This is a genomic window from Devosia sp. 67-54 (assembly GCF_001899075.1).
Lineage (GTDB): Bacteria > Pseudomonadota > Alphaproteobacteria > Rhizobiales > Devosiaceae > Devosia_A.
The window spans coordinates 305,552-324,590 of the sequence record NZ_MKVA01000011.1; the positions used below are offsets into that span (position 1 = coordinate 305,552).

Annotated in this window: 14 protein-coding genes; 13 read left to right on the forward strand and 1 reads right to left on the reverse strand. The window is 69.1% G+C overall.

Features of this window, described 5'->3' with window-relative positions; genetic code table 11:
* Positions 1 to 7: 7 nt before the first annotated feature.
* Both BGO82_RS18345 and BGO82_RS18350 read left to right on the forward strand, forming a co-directional pair.
* Complete coding sequence (locus BGO82_RS18345; protein WP_291307071.1) at positions 8 to 688, forward strand: HAD family phosphatase; 681 nt, start codon at positions 8 to 10, stop codon at positions 686 to 688.
* 343 nt (positions 689 to 1,031) lie between these two features.
* On the forward strand, positions 1,032 to 1,859 hold the full coding sequence (locus BGO82_RS18350) for a cell wall hydrolase (RefSeq protein WP_291307072.1): 828 nt from the start codon (positions 1,032 to 1,034) through the stop codon (positions 1,857 to 1,859).
* A 73-nt stretch (positions 1,860 to 1,932) separates the two neighbouring features.
* Here the strand turns inward: BGO82_RS18350 and BGO82_RS18355 are convergent, their stop codons facing one another.
* Positions 1,933 to 3,477 carry a phosphoenolpyruvate carboxykinase (ATP) gene (locus tag BGO82_RS18355; protein ID WP_291307073.1) on the reverse strand — a complete coding sequence of 515 codons (1,545 nt, stop codon included), beginning with the start codon at positions 3,475 to 3,477 and terminating at the stop codon, positions 1,933 to 1,935.
* Positions 3,478 to 3,732: 255 nt separating this feature from the next.
* On the opposite strand from BGO82_RS18355, the gene BGO82_RS18360 reads away from it, so the two are divergent.
* From BGO82_RS18360 to trxA, 11 genes are all read left to right on the forward strand, one after another.
* A complete protein-coding gene (locus tag BGO82_RS18360; RefSeq protein WP_291307074.1) occupies positions 3,733 to 4,443 on the forward strand; it encodes a response regulator transcription factor in 711 nt (236 codons plus the stop codon).
* Between the two features lie 6 nt (positions 4,444 to 4,449).
* Positions 4,450 to 6,258: a sensor histidine kinase gene (locus BGO82_RS18365; protein WP_291307075.1), complete on the forward strand. Its 1,809-nt coding sequence runs from the start codon at positions 4,450 to 4,452 to the stop codon at positions 6,256 to 6,258.
* A complete protein-coding gene (locus tag BGO82_RS18370) occupies positions 6,255 to 6,734 on the forward strand; it encodes a hypothetical protein (RefSeq protein ID WP_291307076.1) in 480 nt (159 codons plus the stop codon). Before BGO82_RS18365 ends, BGO82_RS18370 begins: the two co-directional genes overlap by 4 nt.
* A gap of 112 nt (positions 6,735 to 6,846) precedes the next feature.
* Positions 6,847 to 7,245, forward strand: a complete 399-nt coding sequence (locus BGO82_RS18375; RefSeq protein WP_291307077.1) for a PTS sugar transporter subunit IIA — start codon at positions 6,847 to 6,849, stop codon at positions 7,243 to 7,245.
* A 26-nt stretch (positions 7,246 to 7,271) separates the two neighbouring features.
* Positions 7,272 to 7,589, forward strand: coding sequence for an HPr family phosphocarrier protein (locus tag BGO82_RS18380; RefSeq protein ID WP_291307078.1), 318 nt, complete (start codon positions 7,272 to 7,274; stop codon positions 7,587 to 7,589).
* Positions 7,590 to 7,699: 110 nt separating this feature from the next.
* A complete protein-coding gene (gene ahcY / locus BGO82_RS18385) occupies positions 7,700 to 9,091 on the forward strand; it encodes an adenosylhomocysteinase (protein ID WP_291307079.1) in 1,392 nt (463 codons plus the stop codon).
* A gap of 387 nt (positions 9,092 to 9,478) precedes the next feature.
* Entirely contained in the window at positions 9,479 to 11,773 is a 2,295-nt protein-coding gene (locus BGO82_RS18390; RefSeq protein WP_291307080.1) for a PAS-domain containing protein, read from the forward strand.
* A 33-nt stretch (positions 11,774 to 11,806) separates the two neighbouring features.
* On the forward strand, positions 11,807 to 12,235 hold the full coding sequence (gene tsaE / locus BGO82_RS18395) for a tRNA (adenosine(37)-N6)-threonylcarbamoyltransferase complex ATPase subunit type 1 TsaE (RefSeq protein WP_291307081.1): 429 nt from the start codon (positions 11,807 to 11,809) through the stop codon (positions 12,233 to 12,235).
* Complete coding sequence (locus BGO82_RS18400) at positions 12,229 to 15,183, forward strand: PD-(D/E)XK nuclease family protein (protein WP_291307082.1); 2,955 nt, start codon at positions 12,229 to 12,231, stop codon at positions 15,181 to 15,183. The genes tsaE and BGO82_RS18400 overlap by 7 nt, the downstream gene beginning before the upstream one ends.
* Positions 15,180 to 18,605, forward strand: coding sequence for a double-strand break repair helicase AddA (addA, locus tag BGO82_RS18405; protein WP_291307083.1), 3,426 nt, complete (start codon positions 15,180 to 15,182; stop codon positions 18,603 to 18,605). The genes BGO82_RS18400 and addA overlap by 4 nt, the downstream gene beginning before the upstream one ends.
* Before the next feature lie 92 nt (positions 18,606 to 18,697).
* Positions 18,698 to 19,021: a thioredoxin gene (gene trxA, locus BGO82_RS18410; protein ID WP_291307084.1), complete on the forward strand. Its 324-nt coding sequence runs from the start codon at positions 18,698 to 18,700 to the stop codon at positions 19,019 to 19,021.
* Positions 19,022 to 19,039 lie beyond the last annotated feature (18 nt).

Below are 19,039 nucleotides of genomic sequence, written 5' to 3' on the forward strand. Positions count from 1 at the left end.
TGCGGGCATGCCCAGCCCAGCCGCCCTGCAGCCCTTCGCCGCCGTCGTCTTCGACATGGACGGCACGCTTCTCGATACCGAGCTGGTGTTCAAACAGATCGTCTGGGACGTGACGCGCGACCTCGGCTTCGCCATGACCGACGCCGTGCACGGCCGCATGGTCGGCGCCTCGCACGAGGCCACCAACACGCTGCTGGTCGAAACCTATGGCGCCACCTTCCCCTACACCCTGTTCGACGCCGAATGCCGCCGGCTGATGCACGCGCGCATGCAGCAATCGGTGCCGATCAAGGCCGGCGTACCCGAGCTTCTGGCCGAATTGCGCGGCCGCGGCATTCCCGCCGCCGTCGCCACCTCGTCGCGGGCGGCGCATGCGCTGGGGCACCTGGGCACCGCCGGGCTGCTCGACATGTTCGCGACCGTGGTGACGCGCGACGACGTCGTCCGCCCCAAGCCCCACCCTGAACCCTACCTCACCGCCGCCCGGCGGCTGGGCGTCGCGCCCGGCGCCTGCCTCGCGGTCGAGGATTCGCATTCGGGCGTCCGCGCCGCCCACGGCGCCGGCATGCAGACCATCATGGTCCCCGATCTGGTGCCGCCCTCCGACGAAATCCGGGCGCTGTGCACCATCCTTGCCAGCCTGCACGACGTCCGCGCCGCCGCCTTCGGCACGGAAATGGCCGGTTGACGGCGGCTCTTCGCCCGCCGGGCGGCCAGATCCCGGTGGATTGCGCGGCGTATCGGCGCAATTTGAATTAACTACGATTCGCTTGCGCAAGCCGCTGCTTACCCCCTCCAAAACCTTGAGAAATATGGGGTTTCCCCGTACCCGCGGGGCCGTTAACGTCGCTTTAGCAACCTAACGTGTATGGTTAAGGCACGGTAAATTCTGGTTTGCAGGTCGAAAAAGCTCGGCTAGAAAGACTGCGGGAAACAACGGCCAAAAGCCGGCACGCTTGGGGCGGGGCTGGGGGAAGGACGGGGGATTGAGGGCAAACGCGCTCACACGCGCGCTGTGGATGGTGGGAGTCGTGGGCGCTGCGGCGGTCATGGCGCTCGGCGTATCCGCTCCGGTCCAGGCCGTCGACCTGCAGGTCGCCTATGTCACCCCCGCCGAAATGACGCCGCAGCTGGCCGCGGCGCGCGAAGCGCCCGCCACCGTGCCGCTCCGCCCGAGCTTTTCCGCTCAGCCGGCGCTGACCAATGATCTTTTGGCCGCCTACGTCGCCCGCCAGCAGCAGCTCAGGAGCTTCGACGGTTTCGACGTGCAGCCCGCCGGCAAGCTGACCGAGCAGGTGCTGCTCGCTTATGTCGACCGCACCCGCAATATCAGCACCCCGGCGCTCGACGCCATCGATTCGCTGGCCGACCAGCCGGCGCTCAACACGGCGATGCTCGAGAAATACGCGCAGAAAAGCTTCATGCCGACGGTCAAGAAGGTGCAGCTCTCCAACCAGGAGAAGCTCTGCCTGACCCAGGCGATCTACCACGAAGCCCGCGGCGAGAGCGAAGAAGGCCAGTGGGCCGTCGCCAACGTCATCATCAACCGGGCGATGAGCAAGAAATTCCCCACTACCCTGTGCGGCGTGGTGTTCCAGAACGCCGACCAGGGCTACCACCGCTGCCAGTTCACCTTCGCCTGCGACGGTCGGTCCGACATGGGCACCGAGAAGGCGGCCTGGAATCGCGCCACCAAGATGGCCGCCGTGGCCTATAGCGAATTCCGCCAGGGCGACCGCCCGGGCGTGATCCCCAATTCGGCGCTCTATTATCACACCGTGTCGGTCAATCCCGGTTGGTCCGACAAGTTCAAGCGCGTCGCCGTCATCGGCGCCCACGAATTCTACTCGGTCCGCTAGGCGCTTCCCTAATACCGTCCGCGAAAAAACCCGGCTCAGCCGGGTTTTTGCTGTTCGCTGCTGATGGCGGCGGCTATTCCGCCGCCGTCGCCACCGGCCTCCGCTCGAGCTTGCGCGCCGCCTCGGCGAACATGCGGGCGAGCCGCTGCGCCGCTGCGTCGTAGGCCGCCGCATCCGCCCAGCTCGCCCGCGGGTCGAGCAGCCGCTTGGGCAGCCCCTCCACTGCCAGCGGCACGGCAAAGCCGAACACGGGGTCGGTCCGCATCGCCGCGCCGTCGAGCTCGCCGCTCAGCGCCGCCGCCACCAGCCGCCGGGTGGCGGCGATGTCGATGCGCCGGCCCGCGCCATAGGCGCCGCCGATCCAGCCGGTGTTGATCAGCCACACCTTGGCGCCGCTGGCGTCGAGCCGCTCGGCCAGCAGGTCGCCATAGACGTGCGGATGGTGCGACATGAACGGTGCGCCGAAGCATGCCGAAAACGTTGCGGTCGGCTCGGTGACGCCGCGCTCGGTGCCCGCCACCTTGGCGGTATAGCCCAGCAGGAACAGCCGGATCGCCTGCTCGCGGTCGAGCCGGGCGACCGGCGGCAGCACCCCGAAGGCGTCGGCGGTGAGGAACACCACGGCCCGGGGCGTGGGCCCGGTGCCGGCGGGCACCACCGCGCCCAGCGTCTGCAGCGGATAGGCGGCGCGGGTGTTCTCGGTGGGCGTCAGGTCGTCGAAATCGGGCTCCCCGTCGCGGATCACCACGTTTTCGAGCACGGTGCCGAAGCTCTGGCTCGCCGCGTGGATTTCCGGCTCCGCCTCGACGCTGAGCCGCGCCGTCTTGGCGTAGCAGCCGCCCTCGATATTGGCGACGCCGGCGGCGCTCCACAGATGCTCGTCGTCGCCGATCAGCGGCCGGTCGGGGTCGGAGCTGAGCGTCGTCTTGCCGGTGCCGCTGAGCCCGAAGAACAGCGCCGTGCCGCCGTCGGCCCCGACATTGGCCGAGCAATGCATCGGCAACACGCCCCGGAGCGGGGCATGGAAATTGATCAGCGAGAACACCGACTTCTTGATCTCGCCGGCATAGGCGCTGCCGCCGATCAGAACGATGTTCCGGCTCATGTCGAGGGCGATCACCGTGCCGCTGCGCGTGCCGTGCCGCGCCGGATCGGCGACGAAGCCCGGCAGCTGCAGGATGGTCGCCTGCATTGCCGGCTGCGGCAGGCGGGGGCGCAGCAGATTGCGGATGAACAGCGCGTGCCACGCCGTCTCGGTGATCACGTCGACCGCCACATGCAGCGCCGGATCGGCGCCGGCGCCCAGCGCCTCGTGATAGAGCTCGCGGTCGCGCGCATAGTCCAGCATGTCCTCGAGCAGCCGCTCGAATGCCGCGGGCGCCATCGCGCCGGTGTTGTCCCACCACACATGCGGCGCCGCCAGCTCGTCGCGCACGATATATTTGTCCTTAGGCGAGCGGCCGGTATGGGCGCCGGTCGTCACCGCCAGCGCGCCGGCATTGGTGAGCTGCCCATCTCCCGCCACCAGCGCGGCCGTGACCATTTGCGCCCGATTGCCGCCGCGGCGGATCCGCGCAATACCTTCGAGCCGGCCAACCAGCTCCGCAGTTTGAGCCATTTCGTCCTCTATCCCTCGACGTTAATCGGCGCCGGCATAGCTAGGTCGGGGCCGGGGCAGGGGACAGCGGGCAATCGGTCGTAAGACGGAAGTTTGAGAATCTGCGGGGCGCCACCCCAAGGAATGGCGGCTCAGGGCCGTCTGGTATATAGCGGGCAGGCGCCTTACTTTATGCGCAATTGTGGCAATTCCGTTCCGCCACATTTGGCAGGCCCTGGCCGAACCGAGCCAACTGACCCAAAGAAAGGGACTTGGATGCCTAAGATCGCCCTGGTGGACGATGACCGCAACATTCTCACATCCGTCTCGCTGACGCTCGAGGCCGAGGGGTACAACGTCTCCACCTATACCGACGGCGCGTCGGGCCTCGAGGGCCTGACGTCGGACAAGCCCGACCTCGCCATCCTCGACATCAAGATGCCGCGCATGGACGGCATGGAGCTTTTGCGCCGGCTGCGGCAGAAATCCGACCTGCCGGTGATTTTCCTCACCAGCAAGGACGAAGAGATCGACGAGCTGTTCGGCCTCAAGATGGGCGCCGACGATTTCATCAAGAAGCCGTTCAGCCAGCGCCTTTTGGTCGAGCGGGTCAAATCCATCCTGCGCCGTGCCGCCCCGCGCGACGGCCAGCCGGGAGCCGCGGCCGAGCCACAGCCGGGCAAAGCGCTGATCGAGCGCGGCAATCTGGTCATGGACGAGGAGCGCCACACCTGCACCTGGAAGGGCCAGCGGGTGACCCTCACCGTCACCGAATTCCTCATCCTGCAGGCGCTTGCCCTCCGGCCCGGCGTGGTCAAGTCGCGCAACGCCCTGATGGATGCGGCCTATGACGACCAGGTCTATGTGGACGATCGCACCATCGACAGCCACATCAAGCGGCTGCGCAAGAAGTTCAAGGCGGTCGACGACGATTTCGAGATGATCGAAACCCTCTACGGCGTCGGCTACCGGTTCAAGGAACAATAAGGCCACATGGCCGTCACCGGTCAGGATCTGCCCGGGCTCAACAAGCCCTCCACCCAGGCGCGGCGTCGCGAGGCGGCGCCGTCGCGGTGGTGGAGCGGCTTTCTGCACGAGGCGCAGAAGGGCATCGGCGGCGTCTCGCGCGTACTGGGTGCGGTGGTCTTCGGCAGCCTCACCCGGCGCATCGTGGTGCTCAACCTCGTGGCGCTGGCGGTGCTGGTCACCGGCATCCTCTACCTCAACCAGTGGCGTGCCGGGCTCATCGATGCGCGCGTGCAGTCGCTGCGCGTGCAGGGCGAGATCATCGCCGCCGCCATCGCCGCCTCGGCGACGGTCGACAGCGACGTCATCCAGGTCGATCCCGACCGGCTGCTGCAGCTCAAATCGGGCAGCGCCGTCTCGCCCTTCTCCTATTACGATCCCAATCTCGAATTTCCGATCAACCCGGAGCGCGTCGCGCCGCTCCTGCGCAACCTCGTCACCCCAACGCGCACCCGTGCCCGCATCTACGACCAGTCGGGCTTCATGATCGTCGACAGCGCCTCGATCTACAGCAAGGGCGAGGTGATCCGCTCCGGCCGGCCGCTGGCCGGCTCGACCGCCGATGCCAACAACGATTGGTGGACCTCGCTGATGAGCTGGGTCCCCGGCGACGATTTCCCGCCCTACAAGGAATACGGCGCCGACGAAGGCACCAAATACCCCGAGGTCGCGGCGGCGCTGGGCGGTGCTCCCGCCGACGTGGTGCGCGTCGATTCCGACCATCAATTGGTGATTTCGGTGGCGGTGCCGGTGCAGCGCGTGCGCGCCACCGTCGGCGTGCTGCTGCTTTCGACCGCTCCGGGCGAGATCGATTCCATCGTCGCCACCGAGCGCTGGGGCGTGCTGCGCATCGCGCTGGTCGCCGCCACCGTGACTATCGTGCTGTCGCTGCTGCTCGCCTCGACCATCGCCGGGCCGCTCCGCCGCCTGTCCGAGGCGGCCGAAAAGGTGCAGACCTCGCCCAGCTCGCGCGAGGAGATCCCCGATTTCACCTACCGCACCGACGAGGTCGGGCATCTGAGCCGCGCTCTGCGCTCGATGACCAGCTCGCTCTACAACCGCATCGAGGCGATCGAGCGCTTCGCCGCCGACGTGGCGCACGAGCTCAAGAACCCGCTGACCTCGCTGCGCTCGGCCGTCGAGACCCTGCCGAGGGCGAAGCGCCCCGAGGATGTCGAGCGGCTCAACGCCATCATCCAGCACGACGTGCGCCGCCTCGATCGGCTGATCTCGGACATCTCCAACGCCAGCCGCCTCGATGCCGAGCTGGCGCGCGGCACCTCCGAGCCGATCGAGCTCGACAAGCTCTGCGACGCCATGGTCGCCATCCAGAAGGACCTCGCCGCTTCCCGCGAGGTGAACGTCGTTCTGGAAAAGCACCAGGGCCGCTTCCCGGCGACCGTCATGGGCCACGACAGCCGGCTGGCGCAGGTGTTCAACAACCTCATCGACAACGCCGTGAGCTTTTCTCCTAAGGACAGCACGGTGACGGTGTCGATCGCGACCAGCGACGACAAGGTCGTCACCACCGTCAAGGACGAGGGCCCGGGCATCCGCGGCGACATCTCGCGCATCTTCCAGCGCTTCTACACCGACCGTCCGGACGGCGAGCATTTCGGCGACCATTCGGGGCTTGGCCTCGCCATCTCCAAGCAGATCATCGAGGCGCATCGCGGCACCATCTCCGCCGCCAACCGCACCGACCGCTCGGGCGCCGTCTTCACCGTCAGCCTGCCGCGCGTCGCCATCGACAAGCCGCAACGCCCGCGCAAATGAGCCTCGTCAACATCCACGCGACCGGGCTGGTGCTGGGCAGGACCGGACTGATCCTGCGTGGTGCGCCGGGCTCCGGCAAATCCATCCTCGCGCTCGAACTGCTCGACGAATGGGCGCTGCGCGGCGTGCCGGCGAAGCTGGTCAGCGACGACCGCATCGACATCGAGCCGACGCCCGGCGGCCTTGTCATGCACGCCCCCAGAGCGATCGAGGGGCTGATCGAGCTGCGCGGGCGCGGCATCGTCAGCCGCCCCTTCCTGCGCCGGGCGCCGCTGCATCTGGTGATCGACCTCGTCGACGGCCTCGAGCGCATGGTCGAGGAGGATGCTTTGGTCACCGCGCTCGAGGGCGTCACGCTCGCGCGTTGCCCGGTGCCGCGCGCCGGCCTGGTGGATAGTCGCCATCAGATGTTGCTGATCCGCGAGGCGCTTCGGGCACTTAGCCCAACTCCCGCAACCCGGAAAAAAACCGCTTGAAACACCTGAATCGAGGGGCAAGACTCGGCGCTTCACATCGGGGTCGGCTCCAGGACAGGGCTTCCCGCTCGGTGCAGTCGCGTCAGGGGGCTGGCGCGTTTGGGGATGGTGGATGATCGGTCTGGTTCTGGTGACGCATGGAGCGCTCGCCGTCGAGTTCAAATCCGCCCTCGAGCATGTGGTCGGCCCGCAGGAACAGGTCGAAACCGTGTGCATCGGTCCCGATGACGACATGGAAGCGCGGCGCGAGGACATCATCGCCGCCGTCGAGAAGGCCAACACCGGCGACGGCGTGGTGATCCTCACCGACATGTTCGGCGGCACGCCCTCCAATCTCGCCATTTCGGTAATGAAGACCGTCGGCGCCGAGGTCATCGCCGGCGTCAACCTGCCCATGCTGGTGAAGCTCACCCGCGTCCGCTCCGACCTCGAGATCAAGCAGGCGGTCACCATGGCCGCCGAGGCCGGGCGGAAATACATCAATGTCGCCAGCGAGTCGCTTGGCGGCTGACCCGTTTCCGGCATACAGTTTTGCTCATGGATGCTGCGGCGAATGCCGGCCGGGCGCTGGCGCAACAACTCACCATCGTCAACCGCAAGGGCCTGCACGCCCGCGCCTCGGCGCGCTTCGTGCGCATGGCCGAATGCTTCGACGCCGACATCAAGGTCACCCGCGACGGCACCACCGTTTCCGGCGGGTCAATCATGGGACTCATGATGCTGGGAGCCGGACCGGGCAGCACCATTCTCGTGCAAGCCACTGGCAAGCAGGCCCGCGAAGCGCTGGATGCCATCACCATCCTCGTCGAAAACGGCTTCGACGAAGACAATGAAGGTGTCGGCGCGACGGACTGAAGGCCCAGCGCGGGTATCATCCGCTAGCATATAAAGCTTTCTTTATATCACCTTGCCCGCTGGCGCGTCCGTCTCTATAAGGCGCCGCACACGCATCCCGGAGACATGCAATGGCCGACTACGCCGTCAAAGACATTTCGCTCGCCGACTATGGCCGCAAGGAAATCGGCATGGCCGAGATCGAGATGCCCGGCTTGATGGCCATCCGTGAGGAATTTGCCGCCGCGCAGCCGCTCAAGGGTGCACGCATCGCCGGCTCGCTGCACATGACCATCCAGACCGCCGTGCTGATCGAGACGCTGGTGGCGCTCGGCGCCGATGTCCGCTGGGTGAGCTGCAATATCTTTTCGACCCAGGATCACGCCGCCGCCGCCATCGCCAAGGCTGGCATTCCGGTGTTCGCCCACAAGGGCGAGAGCCTCGAAGAATACTGGGCCTTCACCGACCGCATGATGGATTGGCCGGGCGGGCAGACCCCCAACATGATCCTCGACGATGGCGGCGATGCCACCATGCTGGTCCTCACCGGTGCCAAGGCCGAGCAGGACCCGTCCATCCTCGCCAAACCAGCCAATGAGGAAGAAGAGATCTTCTTCGCCACCATCAAGGCGCGCCTCGCCAAGGATCCGAATTTCTATTCGAAGATCCGCGCCAATATCCGCGGCGTCTCCGAAGAGACCACCACCGGCGTGATGCGGCTCTATCAGCTCCAGGAAAAGGGCGAGCTGCCCTTCCCGGCGATCAACGTCAACGACAGCGTCACCAAGTCCAAATTCGACAACAAATACGGCACCCGGGAATCGCTGGTCGATGCCATCCGCCGCGGCACCGACGTGATGCTGGCCGGCAAGGTGGCGATCGTCTGCGGCTATGGCGACGTTGGCAAGGGCTCGGCTGCCTCGCTGCGCGGCGCCGGCGCCCGTGTGCTGGTCACCGAAATCGATCCGATCTGCGCGCTGCAGGCGGCGATGGACGGTTTCGAGGTGGTGACGCTCGAGGACGCGGCGCATCGCGCCGACATCGTGGTGAGCGCCACCGGCAACAAGGACATCATCACCGTCGACGCCATGCGGCAGATGAAGGACATGGCCATCGTCTGCAACATCGGCCATTTCGACAACGAGATCGATGTCGCGGGCCTGCGCAATTTCAAATGGACCAACGTCAAGCCGCAGGTCGATCTGGTCGAGCTCGCCTCGGGCAAGCGCATCGTGCTGCTGTCGGAGGGCCGGCTCGTCAACCTCGGCAACGCCACCGGCCATCCGAGCTTCGTGATGTCGGCGTCCTTCTCCAACCAGACGCTGGCGCAGATCGAACTGTGGACCAACGGCAAGTCGCTCGAGCACAAGGTGCACGTGCTGCCCAAGCGCCTCGACGAGAAGGTGGCCGAGCTGCATCTCGCCAAGCTCGGCGCCAAGCTGACGCAGCTCACCAAGCCGCAGGCCGACTATATCGGCGTGCCGCAGCATGGCCCGTTCAAGTCCGACCAGTATCGCTACTGATTTTCGGCCTCGGGGCGGCGTCGCATGGCGCCGTCTCCCGCCTCAGGCTGCCACGCCGGCTGCCGAGCTTCGAGCGTTAACCAATCGTTCACTGTTCGGTCCACGGTCAATCGCCATGTTTGGCGATTTGCCCGCTGTGCACAGTGACGAGGACTCTTTTTCGCGACTCGTCGCCTCGCTATGGTTGGATGATTCGGGGGCACCCTCACAGCCCGGCGCTGCCGGGATACCGTGAGGAAGCGGTCGATGGGCGCCAGCGTTTTCCGGCGATTGAAGTGATCTGCCCCGGCGGGGCAGGTGGTGGCGGTTCAATTTACCGGAGTTTGGTGCATGCGGCCGGAGCGATTCCGGAGACGATTGGGATTCGCGCTTGGCGCTTCGGCTCCCTTGACACTTCTGACTGCCGCCCCGGCGCTGAGCCAGGGCCTGGGGACACCCAATCTTGCCAGCACCGTGCCGCTCGCCATCGCGCTGGGCGCCGGCGCCTTTGCGCTGGTGGCCCTGGCGCTGGTGCGCCGCATCGTTCGCGACAGTCGCGAGGCGCAGCGCCGTGCCACCGACCAGGTGGCGTCGTTGCGGGCCATGGTCGACGACTATGAGGCGCTGCTGTCGGGCACCGGCGAGATCACCGTGGTATGGGGCGGCCGTACCGGCAATACGCGTCTTCTGGGTCCCGCCTCCGCGGTGCTGCCGAACGGCCGCCGCGTCGAGGCGATCCTCGATTTCGACACCTGGCTGAACGAGCAGGACGCGGCCCTGCTGGCCAGTCGGGTCAACGATCTGCGCAGCGGCGGGCAGGGCTTCGATGTGGTGCTGCCAGCCCGCGACGGCCGCCAGATGCGGGTCATGGGCTGGGCTCTGGGCGCCGGCGCCGCCATGCGCGTGCGCCCCACGCTGCACCAGCCCGACGCACGCCCTGCCAATCGCACCGACGATGTCGCCGCGGTGCTGGCGGCCCTGCCGGACCCCGCTGTGCTGTTCGGCGATGGCCGCAAGGTGGCCTTCGCCAATCCCGCCTACGAGGCGCTGGCCCGGGGCCAGGCGGTGCCGGTCGCCGACCTCGCCGCCGCGCATGGACTCGATCTGGTTGAGGTGGCGCTGCCGATTGGCCGCATCGGCTATCTGCGGCAAAGGCCGGTACCGGCCAAGGCCGCACCGGCGCAGGCCGAGGGTCTGGCGCATCTGGGCGCCATCATCGATGCGCTCGCTACGCCCATTGCCATCTTCAATGCCAGCCGTGAGCTGGTACAGTGCAACCGCGCTTATGCCGCGCTCTGGCGGCTCGATCCCAAATGGCTGCAGCCGGGCCTCGACGAGCGCGCGATCCTCGACAAGCTGAGGACCATGGGCATGCTGCCCGCCGAGCCCGACTACCAGGCCTGGCGCGCCAAGCACCTGCAATCCTACACCATCAAGGCGCCGCGCGAGAGCGACCCCTGGTACCTGCCCGACGGGCGCGTGGTGCAGGTGATCTCGGCGCCGGCCGGCCCGCAGGGCGGCGTCATCTATGTCTTCGAGGACATCACCGACCAGCTCAAGCTCAAGAGCCAGCACCGCACCCAGATCGACGTGCAGCGCTCGACCCTCAACGCGCTGACCGAGGGCGTTGCGGTGTTCGGCACCAATGGCCGGCTGACGCTCTCCAATCCGCGCCTGTCGACGCTGTGGAAGCTGCCGACCAACCTGCTCGAGACCAATCCGCACATCGACCAGATCGTCGAAGCCGTGGGCCGCGTCCTGCCCGAGGATGGCGCCAGCCTGTGGCGCAACCTCAAGCGCGGCATCGTCGACCTCAACCCCACGCGCACCGACACCAGCGGCCGCATCACCCGGGCCGACGGCCGCATGCTGGACTACGCCATCACCCGCCTGCCGGACGGGCAGACGATGATGACCTTCGTCGACGTCACCGAAAGCGCCAACTACCAGCGCGTACTGACCGAGCGCAACGAGGCGCTGATCACCGCCGACCGGCTGAAGGACGCCTTCGTGCAAAACGTCAGCTACGAGCTGCGCAGCCCGCTCACCAACATCATCGGCTTTGCCGACCTGCTGGCGTCGGAGGCGGTCGGTCCGCTCAATGACAAGCAGAAGGCCTACACCGACTATATCCGCGCCTCGTCGGTGACGCTGGGCGTGCTCATCGACAACATCCTCGATCTCGCCACGGTCGATGCCGGCATCGCCGAGCTGCAGCCCGAAGCGCAGGACGTGCCGGCGCTGATCGAGAAGGCGCGCGCCGGCCTGGCCGCCACCTTCCCGGAGGTCGACGGCGAAAAGCCGCTCAACATCCGCGTCGAGATCCCCGACGCCCTGCCGCCGCTCTATGCCGACGGCACCCGCATCGTGCAAATCCTCTACAACCTGCTGTCGATGGCGGCGCGCTTCTCCGAACCGGGCGGGCTCGTGACGCTGACGGCGGTTTCGCGCGGCGGACGGATGCTGTTCACCGTCGAGGACGAGGGAGCGCAGACCAGCGAGCAGATGCGGGCCGCGCTCAGCGATCGCGGCGACGCCTCGGGCCGCCAGCGCGGCGTCGGGCTTGGCCTCGCCATCGTGCGCAGCTTCGTCAGCCTGCATGGCGGCACCATCAGCGTGGAGCGGCGCGAGCCGCGGGGCAGCCGCGTGGTGGTGAGCCTGCCGCTGAAGGCCGCCATCGCCGCTCCGACGGCGGCGGAATAGGCATCGCCGCCGGCCTTGTGCTAGTGCTCGGGCATGGGAATCGAGCGCATCTTTCTGGCGGACGACGCGGCCACCGCGGCGCTTGGCGCACGCCTCGCCGCGCTGCTTCGGCCGGGCGATACGGTGCTGCTCGAGGGAGGCCTCGGAGCCGGAAAAACCACGCTGGCACGGGCACTTATCCGGACGCTGACGAACGATGCGGCGCTCGACGTGCCGTCCCCGAGCTTCGCCCTGGTGCAGCCCTACGAGACCCCCGACGGGGTGCCGGTCCTGCATGCCGACCTCTACCGGATCGGCGATCCGCGCGAGGTCGACGAACTCGGCCTGTTCGACCGCCCCGACGCCATCGTGCTGGTCGAATGGCCCGAGCGCGCCCGTGACACACTGTCAGGTTCTCTCCGGTCGGTGACGCTGTCCATCCCTGACACACGCACGGGGCGTGTCGCGGAGGTCGCATGGTGAGCCGGCGCGGCCTCTGGTCGATCCCGCCCAACGCGGCCTTCCTGCCGATTCTCGTCGACAAGGTGCTCGACGGCACCCTGTTGTCCGGGTGGGACAGGACCGGGCCGTTCTGGCTTGCGGACGTGACCATCATCCTGCCGACGCGACGGGCGCGGCTGCATCTGGCCGAGCTGTTCGCGACCCGGCTGGGCGGCGCGGCGCTGCTGCCCGACATCCGCACCTTCGGCGGCGAGCCGGGCGAGGAGGAGCCGTTCCTGCCGCCCATCGACGCGCCGGTGGCGCCGCCCGCCGCAAGCCTGATCGAGCGGCGGCTGGTGCTGTCGCGGCTGGTCGCGGCCTTCGCGCAGCGCGCCGACGGCTTCGCCTCGCCGCCCAATGCGGCGGAAATCTTCTGGCTCGCCGATTCGCTCGGCACGCTGATCGACGATTTCACCATCGAGGATGTGCGGCGCGAACGGCTCGGCGACCTGGTGCCCGAGGAGCTCGCGGCGAACTGGCAGCAGGTGCTGGCCTTCCTCGACATCGCGCTCGAGGCGTGGCCGGCCTATCTGCGCGCCACCGGCCGCACCGATGCCGCCGCGGCGCGCAACGACCGCCTGCGGCGGCAGGCCGATACGGCGCCGCTGCTCTATGGCGAGCGGCCGGTGATCGCCGCCGGCACCACCGGCTCGATCCCCGCGACCGCCGAGCTGCTCAGGGCCATCGCCGCCCTGCCGCGCGGCGCGCTGGTGCTGCCCGGGCTCGACACCAGCCTCAGCCCCGAGCAGCACAAGCTGCTGCTCGACAGCGACACCCTGCACGGGCATCCGCAATACGGCCTCGCAACGCTGCTGCGCCGGCTCGGCGCCGGCATTGCCGACGTCGAGGATCTGGCGCCGGCGACCGAACGCACGCGCCTCGTGCGCGCCGCGCTGGCGCCGGCGGCGCAGACCGAGCATTGGGAGCGCGAGCGGCAGGCGCTCGCCATCGACGCGGCGCTCGCCGGCGTCGGCGTCATCGCCGCGCCCAATGCCGATATCGAGGCCCGCGCCGTGGCGCTGGCGGCGCGGCAGGCGGTCGCCGAGGGGCGGAGCGTCGGCATCGTCACGCGCGACCAGACGCTGGCCCGGCGCATCGCCGCCGAGCTGCGCCGCCACGGGATCAACGTCGACGATCCCGCCGGAACGCCGCTCTACCAGTCGAGCGCCGGCCGGCTGGCGCGGCAGGTGCTGGCGGTGGCGACGGAGAAATTCGCCCCGGTCGATCTCGTTGCGCTGCTGCGCAACGCCGCGGTCACCCTCGGCCGCGGCCGCGACGAGGTGCAGAAGCTGGCGACGCGGCTCGACCTCCGGCTGCGGCGCGACCGTACGCTGCCCGGCCTTGCGGGCGTGCTGCCGCTCGCGAAGGAAGACGACCTGCGCGCCCTGCTCGACGCGCTGGGCCTGGCGCTGGCGCCGATCTGCGATCTGGTCGCGGCGCCCGAGATCGAGGCCGGACAACTGGCGTCGGCGCTCGATGCGGCGCTGACGGCGCTGGTCGATGGCGCCGATGTGCCGGGCCTGCTCGAATTGCGCCAATGGGCGCGCGACCTTGCGGCCGGCCCCGATGCCGGTCCGCGCTTCCGGCCGGTCAATCTCGACGGCGTGCTGCAGGCGCTGATGCAGGCCGTCAAGGTGCCGCCCGGCCAGCGCCGGCGCGACGACGTGCACATCTGGGGCGAGCTCGAGGCGCGGCTGATGAACCCCGATCTGACGATCCTCGCCGGCCTCAACGAGGACATCTGGCCGGCGCCCGCCGATCCCGGCCCGTGGATGAGCCGGCAGATGCGGCTGGGCGTCGGGCTCGAGCCGCCCGAGCGCCAGCAGGGGCTTGCGGCGCACGATTTCGAGATGGCCTTCGGCAATGCCGAACTGCTCGTCGCCTACGCCACCCGGCTCGGCACCGCGCCGGCGCTGCCCTCGCGCCTGCTGCAGCGGCTCGACGCCTTTGTCGGCGATGACGCCGCCCGGGCGCTGCGCGCCCGCGGCGACATCTGGCTGCGCCAGGCGGCGGCCATCGACTTCACCGGCCTGCCGCAACCGGCGCGGCGGCCCGAGCCGCGCCCTCCGGCCGCCCTCCGGCCGCGCCGGCTGCGCGTCACCGAGGTCGAAACGCTGCTGCGCTCGCCCTACGACATCTACGCCCGCTATGTGCTGCACCTCGAACGGCTGGAGCCGCTCGGCGCCGAGCCGGGGGCGCGCGAGCGCGGCACCATGATCCACAAGGTGTTCGAGCAGTTCGTCGCTCGTGGGCTGAATTTTTCGGCGCCCGGCGCCGCGGCGCAGCTCGAGGCCATGGCGGTCGAACAGTTCGGCGCGCTCGAAAGCATCGCCGAACGGCGCGACATCTGGATCAAGCGCTTCAACCATGCCGCCGAGCTGTTCCTGCTGTGGGAGCAGGAGCGGCACGGCCGCATCGCCTCGCGCACCGCCGAGATCACCGGCGAATGGACCTTCCCGCTGCTCCAGAACTTCGTTCTGGCCGGCAAGGCGGACCGCGTCGACCGGCGCACCGACGGCCGGCTCGAAATCCTCGACTTCAAGACCGGCGGCGTGCCGGCGCCCGCCGACATGAAGAATTTCGAGGCGCCGCAATTGCTGCTCGAGGCGGCGATGGCCGCCGCCGGAGTGTTTCCCGGCGTCGCCCCCGCCGATACCGCCGAGCTCACCTATATCAAGATCGGCCTAGGCCCCAACGCCTTCGTGGTGCGCCCGTTCAGCCTGCGCAAGGGCATGTCGCTGATGGACGCCGTGGACGCCATGTCGCGCCGCGTGCAGGCGCATATCGAGGCATTCCTGATCCGCGACGATCTGGCGATGGTGCCGCGACTGAAGCCGCGCGACGTCGGGCTGCGGCACTCTCCCGGACCCTACGACCATCTGGCGCGCACCGACGAGTGGACGCTGATTTCGGGGGTCGACGACCCGTGACCCGCCGCTACCTCAAGCCGCTCCCCGAGCGCATCATCGCCAGCCAGCGCCGGGCCTCGGACCCGACGCAATCGGTGTGGGTGACGGCCAATGCCGGCTCGGGCAAGACGCATGTGCTGACCGAGCGCGTGCTGCGGCTGCTGCTGAGCGAGGTGAAGCCCGAGCAGATCCTCTGCCTCACCTACACCAAGGCGGCGGCGGCGGAGATGCGCGGCCGCATCGGCGGCAATCTCGCCAGATGGGCCGTCGTCGAGGACAGCGAGCTGCGCCGGACGCTGGGCGACCTGACCGGCGCGCCGCCGTCGGCGGCCATGCTGTCGAGCGCCCGCACGCTGTTCGCGCGCGCGCTCGAAACCCCCGGCGGCCTGCGCATCCAGACCATCCACGCCTTCTGCGAGGCGGTGCTGCACCGCTTCCCGCAGGAGGCGGGCGTGCCCTTCGACTTCACCGTGCTCGAGGAGCACGAGCGCGACGGCATGCTGCGCGAGGCGCGCGAGGCCGTGCTGGCCACGGGTCTGCGCGGCGGCGCCCATGCCGGGGCGGTGGCGACGCTGTTCGACATGCTGAGCGACTTCCAGATCGAGACGGCGATCGTCGAGGCGCTCGGCCAGCAGCGCGTGCTGCGCCACGTGCTGGCCGACCCCGTCCGCGCCCGGCGCAATCTGCGGCACCTGCTGCAGGTCGGGCCGGGGCCGCTGCGCGAGGCGGTGCTGACCGAGATCGCCGAAGGCTACGGGCCGAGCGCCGCCGACCATCGCGCCGTGTTCGAGCTGGCCGCGCCCGGCCCGGACGGCGACGAGTTCGTCGACCGGCTGGCGCGCATCGACCCCGAGCGGCCGGACTGCGACCTGCTGCTCGCGGCCTACCTGACGCAGACCGGCACGGCGCGGAAGATCCTGCTCAAAAAGCCGGTCGCGCTGCTGATCCCCGACGTGGCGCAGCGCCTCCTGGACGAGGCGGCGCGGCTCGAGCGGCTGCGGCTCGAGCTGACGCGCGCCGAGCTGGTCGAGCGCAGCGAGGCCATGCTCGACATCGTCGGCGCCATTGCGGCGAGCTACGACGCCAGGAAGCGGACGCGCTCGCTGCTCGATTTCGACGATCTGATCGAACGGCTCGACGCGCTGCTGCGCAACCCGCGGCACGGCGACTGGGTGCGCTACAAGCTCGACAGCGGCATCGACCACATCCTGGTCGACGAGGGGCAGGACACCAACCCGCAGCAATGGGCGGTGGTCGAGGCGCTGGTCGACGAATTCTTCGCCGGCCAGGGCGTGGCACGGCGCACCAGAACGCTGTTCGCCGTCGGCGACCAGAAGCAGTCGATCTTCTCGTTCCAGGGCGCCGATCCGCGGGTGTTCGTCGATCTGGGCCGCAAGACCTATTTTTCGGCGCGCAGCGCCCGGGTGGAGTTCGAGGCGCTGCCGCTGCGCGACAGCTTCCGCACGCTGCCCGAGGTGCTGGCCGCCGTCGACCGCGTCTTCGCCCGGCCCGATCTGCACGAGGCGGTGCTCGAAGAGGTGGCGGTCGAGCACCAGACGGCGCGCGCCGAGACCGGCGGCCGGGTGACGCTGTGGCCGCCGCTGCGCGACGTCGCCGACGAGGCCGATCCCGACGCCTGGCCGACCACGCCGCCGCAGCAGCAGACGCAGGGCGCGGCGCGCCGCGTCGCCGAACGGATCGCGCGCGAGATCAAGGGCTGGATCGACGCCGGCCGGCATCTCGGGCCGCGCGGCCGGCCGGTGACGGCCGACGACGTGCTGATCCTGGTGCAGGTGCGCAGCGTGCTGTTCCACGAGATCATCCGCGCTCTGGTGCAGGCCGGCCTGCCGACGCCGGGGGCCGACCGGCTGGCGGTCACCACCCATATCGGCGCGCTCGACCTGATGGCGCTGGGCGACGTGCTGTCCAACCCCGCCGACGATCTGCAGCTCGCCGCGCTGCTGCGCTCGCCGCTGTTCGACATTTCCGAGGACGAGCTGGCGGCGGTGGCGCAGCCGCGCGCCGCCCGTGAGTGGCTGTGGCACGCGCTGAAACGCTCTTCCAGCGCCGCGGTGCGGGCGGCGCAGCAGACGCTGCACGAGTGGCGCCGGCGCCTCGATTTCGAGCGGCCCTTCGAGTTCTACAGCGACGTGCTCTATCGCGAAGGCGGCCTCAGGAAGCTGCGCGCCCGCTTCGGCGCCGAGATCGACGACGTGGTGGCGCAGTTCCTCGACCTGGCGCTGGCGCACGAGCAGGCGCCGCAGCCCTCGCTGCTCGGCTTCCTCGCCGAATTGCGCTCGCGCGAGGTCACCATCAAGCGCGAGCTGGGCGAGGCCGGCGGCGTGCGGGTGATGACCGTGCATGGCGCCAAGGGGCTCGAGGCGCCCATCGTCATCCTCGCCGACGCGGCGAGCACCGAGGAGGGACGCGACCGGCGCGCCATCTTCATGCGCGAGGCGCCGCTGTTCATCCATGCCTCCAGCAAGGAGGCGCATGTCGGCGAGACGCTGCAGCTGCGCGACGAGGCGCTGGCGGCGCAGCGCATGGAATATTGGCGCAAGCTCTACGTGGCCATGACCCGCGCCGAGGACGAGCTCTACGTCACCGGCACGCTGACCCGGCAGGGCAAGCTCGAGGGCACCTGGTACGAGGCGGTCGAGCAGGCGCTGCGCCCGGTGGCCGAGAGCGTGCACGATGGCGAGGGCGCCGAGACGGCGCTGGTCTATCCGCGGCTGGCGGACGGGACGGCGGACGCCGGCGCCGCACCGGCTGTTCCGGCGGCGCCGGCGCCGCTGCGCCTGCCCGAGCTGCCGACGCACCGGCCGCGGCGCATCGTGCGGCCGTCGACGGCCTTCGCCGAGGCCGACGCCGCGCACGCGCTCGCCACCCCCGCCGAGCGGCTGGGCGATCCGCGCGACCCCGAGGCGGCGCGGCAGGAGGGCATTGCGCTGCATGCGCTGCTGCAGCATCTGCTCAAGGTGCCCGAGGCCGACTGGCCGACGGTGTCGGCCAAAGCGCTCGCCGTGCTGCTGCCGGGGCGGCCCAAGGCGCATGCCGAGCTCGCGCGCCGGGCCTGCTCGATCCTCACCCGGCTCGACCTGGTGCATCTGTTCGGACCCAATTCGCGCGCCGAGCTGCCGATTCTGGCGCGCGGCACGCGCCACGGCGTCCCCGTCACCATCGCCGGCCGCATCGACCGGCTGGTGGTGGAGCCGGACCGCGTGCTGGTGGTCGACTTCAAGTCCGACGCCGCGCCGCCGGCGACGCCCGCCGGCGTGCCCGAGGCCTATCTGGCGCAGCTCGGGCTCTATGCGCTGTTCGCAGGCCAGCTCTTCCCGGGACGGGCCGTGGACGCGGCCATCCTGTGGACGAGTTTGGAATCATTGATGATTCTGCCGCCGGGGCGGTTGCGGCAGGCGGTTTCCGGCTTCACCATAGGGTGATACACATTGCGGCGTCGCTGGACTCTTCCTAGCTTTTGGATCACACAAACGCCGCTTTCTTGGAAGGCGACATCCCAAAGGGAATTCTTCATATGACAAACCACGTTTCCGACGCCAATTTCGGCGAGGAAGTCCTTTCGTCCAAGGAGCCGGTGCTCGTCGATTTCTGGGCCGAATGGTGCGGCCCGTGCCGGGCCATCGCGCCGGTGCTCGAGGAACTCGCCACCGAGCTCGAGGGCAAGGTGAAGATCGTCAAGCTCAACGTCGACGAGAACCCCTCGACCACCGTGAAGTACGGCGTCCGCTCGATCCCCACCATGATCCTGTACAAGGGCGGCGAGGCGGTCGACATGAAGATCGGCGCCGGCACCCCCAAGGCGGGCCTCAGCAAATGGCTCGAGAGCCACGCCGCCTGAGCTGTCGCAGTCAAGGCA

What these genes read in the sequence shown, in the direction of transcription:
- BGO82_RS18380 (WP_291307078.1), top strand. Translation starts at nt 7,272, where the DNA reads ATGGATGCTGCGGCGAATGCCGGCCGGGCGCTGGCGCAACAACTCACC.
- BGO82_RS18365 (WP_291307075.1), top strand. Translation starts at nt 4,450, where the DNA reads ATGGCCGTCACCGGTCAGGATCTGCCCGGGCTCAACAAGCCCTCCACC.
- BGO82_RS18345 (WP_291307071.1), top strand. Translation starts at nt 8, where the DNA reads ATGCCCAGCCCAGCCGCCCTGCAGCCCTTCGCCGCCGTCGTCTTCGAC.
- BGO82_RS18355 (WP_291307073.1), bottom strand. Translation starts at nt 3,477, where the DNA reads ATGGCTCAAACTGCGGAGCTGGTTGGCCGGCTCGAAGGTATTGCGCGG.
- trxA (WP_291307084.1), top strand. Translation starts at nt 18,698, where the DNA reads ATGACAAACCACGTTTCCGACGCCAATTTCGGCGAGGAAGTCCTTTCG.
- BGO82_RS18360 (WP_291307074.1), top strand. Translation starts at nt 3,733, where the DNA reads ATGCCTAAGATCGCCCTGGTGGACGATGACCGCAACATTCTCACATCC.
- BGO82_RS18370 (WP_291307076.1), top strand. Translation starts at nt 6,255, where the DNA reads ATGAGCCTCGTCAACATCCACGCGACCGGGCTGGTGCTGGGCAGGACC.
- BGO82_RS18375 (WP_291307077.1), top strand. Translation starts at nt 6,847, where the DNA reads ATGATCGGTCTGGTTCTGGTGACGCATGGAGCGCTCGCCGTCGAGTTC.
- BGO82_RS18400 (WP_291307082.1), top strand. Translation starts at nt 12,229, where the DNA reads ATGGTGAGCCGGCGCGGCCTCTGGTCGATCCCGCCCAACGCGGCCTTC.
- ahcY (WP_291307079.1), top strand. Translation starts at nt 7,700, where the DNA reads ATGGCCGACTACGCCGTCAAAGACATTTCGCTCGCCGACTATGGCCGC.
- tsaE (WP_291307081.1), top strand. Translation starts at nt 11,807, where the DNA reads ATGGGAATCGAGCGCATCTTTCTGGCGGACGACGCGGCCACCGCGGCG.